The organism is Bradyrhizobium sp. PRIMUS42 (genome assembly GCF_023006515.1).
In the GTDB taxonomy this organism is placed as follows: domain Bacteria; phylum Pseudomonadota; class Alphaproteobacteria; order Rhizobiales; family Xanthobacteraceae; genus Bradyrhizobium.
In genome coordinates this window covers 1-2,847 of the sequence record NZ_JALBGZ010000767.1, presented here as the reverse complement: position 1 = coordinate 2,847, position 2,847 = coordinate 1, and the positions used below count along the sequence as shown (strand labels likewise).

General features: G+C 66.8%; 3 protein-coding genes. All 3 read right to left on the bottom strand.

All coding sequences use genetic code 11. From position 1 onward, the window contains the following. Nucleotides 1-238 (bottom strand): AAA family ATPase (locus MOV75_RS33275; protein WP_246931719.1); only part of this gene is annotated, 238 nt, incomplete at its 3' end. A gap of 201 nt (nt 239-439) precedes the next feature. Beyond that, a complete protein-coding gene (gene dnaN / locus MOV75_RS33270) occupies nt 440-1,558 on the bottom strand; it encodes a DNA polymerase III subunit beta (protein WP_246931717.1) in 1,119 nt (372 codons plus the stop codon). A 270-nt stretch (nt 1,559-1,828) separates the two neighbouring features. Beyond that, a partial coding sequence (gene dnaA, locus MOV75_RS33265) for a chromosomal replication initiator protein DnaA (RefSeq protein ID WP_246931715.1) occupies nt 1,829-2,847 on the bottom strand: 1,019 nt, incomplete at its 5' end.

Here is a 2,847-nt window from a genome sequence, read left to right as displayed (position 1 = left end):
CCTCGACCTGCGCCGACACCGCCCAGGAGCCGTCGCCCTGATTGTCGGCGACATCCTCCAGCGTCGCGCGCCGCAGGCCGCGCCCCGGCGACAGAAACGAGATCGCCTCGATGCAATTGGTCTTGCCCGCCCCATTCGGCCCGACCAGCGCCACCATGTCAGCCGCCGTCTCGAGCCCCGCCGCCCGATAATTGCGAAAATGCGTCAGCGTCAGGCGATGAATGCGGGAGGGGGTCATATGCTATTCGTCATGGGCACGCGCTCTCCTTCGCGGGAGCATGCCGTAGAGTGGGCAAAGGCGCGCTCTGCGCGCGCCGTGCCCACGTCTCGCCGCGATCCGGGCCGCTGCATGGTGGGCACGCTTTCGCCTTCGCTCTTCGAGCTACGGCGCAAGCTTTGCCCACCCTACGGCTCCGATGGATGGTCGCGAGAGCGCCCCTCACACCCGCATCGGCATCAGCACGTACAGCGCGCTCTTGTCGTCGCGGTCTTGCACCAGGGTCGGCGAGCCGGGGTCGGCGAGCCTGAGGGTTGCGACGTCGCCTTCGATCTGGGCGGCGATGTCGAGCAGATAGCGGGAGTTGAAGCCGATATCGAGGGCGTCGGAGGCGTATTCGACCTCGAGCTCTTCGGTCGCGCTGCCGGAATCCGGATTGGTCACCGACAGCACCAGCTTGCCCGGTGCCAGCGACAGCTTGACCGCGCGGCCACGCTCGCTCGAAATCGTCGAGACGCGGTCGACCGCGTTCTCGAAATCCTTCTTGTCGACGACGAGCTCCTTGTCGTTGCCCTGCGGGATGACGCGGCCGTAGTCGGGGAAGGTGCCGTCGATCAGTTTCGAGGTCAGCACGACGTTACCGATCGTAAAGCGGATTTTGGCCTGCGACAGCTCGATCGTCATCTCGGCGTCGGTGTCCTCGATCAGGCGCTGCACCTCGCCGACGGTCTTGCGCGGCACGATGACGCCGGGCATGCCCTCGGCGCCCTTGGGCTGCACCAGATCGAGCTGGGCGAGGCGATGACCGTCGGTGGCGACGCCGCGCAGAGTGGCGGCCTTAGGCGTGCCGGCGGCGTGCAGATAGATGCCGTTGAGGTAATAGCGCGTCTCCTCGGTGGAGATCGCGAACTGGGTGCGGTCGATCAGTCGCTTGACGTCCTTGGCCGCGAGCGAGAAGGAATGCGACATGTCGCCGGCGGCCAGATCCGGGAAATCATTCTCCGGCAGGGTCTGCAGCGTGAAGCGGGAGCGGCCGGCGCGGATCGCCAGCACGGCGCGGTCGCCGTCGGCCTCCAGCACGATCTGCGAACCATCCGGCAGCTTGCGGACGATGTCGTAGAACATGTGCGCCGGCACGGTGGTGGAGCCCGCGGTCGCGGTTTCCGCCGGCAGCGTCTCCGTCACCTCGAGGTCGAGGTCGGTCGCCTTCAGCGACAATTTGGCGTTCTCGGCGCGGACCAGCACGTTGCCGAGGATCGGAATCGTGTTGCGGCGCTCGACCACGCGGTGGACATGACCCAGCGACTTCAGGAGTTGCGCGCGTTCGACCGTAACCTTCATTGCACTACTCGCCCGATCCCCAAGGAAACACAACGTTGAGAAGGCCGGGCGGCGGGACGCGCACCACGGCACCGAAGACCCCGGAAAGCCGGATCATCCAGCCGATATGACCAAAGCCGTCAGGGTCGCGCAAGGTGGCTCGAATGGCCCCCGGATTCAAGGGATTGGGGGGGCAGTTCCGCGCGATTCCCACGATTTCCCTCCCAGACGAAAACCGCCGCCCCGGGCATGGCCGGGGCGGCGTGAGAACGGCAGGAGCGCCTTAGGCGTTTATTCCTGAAGCTGGCGCTTCAGCGACTCCACTTCCTCCGACAGCGCGTTGTCCTTGGAGACCAGGGCCTCGATCTTGCGCACGGCGTGCAGCACCGTGGTGTGGTCGCGCCCGCCGAAGCGGCGGCCGATCTCCGGGAGCGAGCGCAGGGTCAGCGTCTTGGCGAGATACATCGCCACCTGGCGCGGGCGGACCACGTTGGCGGTCCGGCGCGAGGAGAGGAGGTCGGAGCGGCTGACATTATACTGCCGCGCCACCACGCGCTGGATGTCCTCGATCTTGATCCGCTTCGGCTCCTGCGGCCGGATCAGGTCGCGCACCTCGTGCTCGGCCATTTCCAGCGTCACCGGCCGGTTGTTGAGTTTCGAGTGCGCGAGCAGGCGGTTGATCGCGCCTTCGAGGTCGCGGCCGTTATGGGTGATGGTGCGCGCAAGATAGTGCAGCACCTCCTCGGGCACCTCGAACGTCGCATGATGGGCGCGGGCGGCGGCGACGCGCGACTTGAGAATGCCGTGGCGCAGCTCCTCGCCGAGCGAGCCCATCTCGACCACGAGGCCGCCGGCAAGCCGCGAGCGCACGCGGTCATCGAGGCTTTCGAGATCGGACGGCGGTCGGTCGGCCGCGACCACGACCTGACGGCCGGCATCGATCAGCGCGTTCAGCGTGTGACAGAACTCGGCCTGGGTCGACTTGCCCTGCAGGAACTGGAGATCGTCGATGACCAGCACGTCGATGCCGCGCAGCGCTTCCTTGAAGGCCAGCGCGGTCTGCGTCTTCAGCGCGGCGACGAAGCCGTACATGAATTTTTCCGCCGTGAGATACAGCACCTTGCGCTCGTTGCCGGAATTGCCGGCCCAGGTCACCGCCTGGAGCAAATGCGTCTTGCCGAGCCCGACGCCGGCATGGATGTAGAGCGGGTTGAACATCACGGGGTCGCCGCGACGCCCCTCGGCAACCTGGCGCGCGGCGGCAAGCGCCAGCGTGTTGGAGCGGCCGACGACGAAGCTCGCGAAGGTCA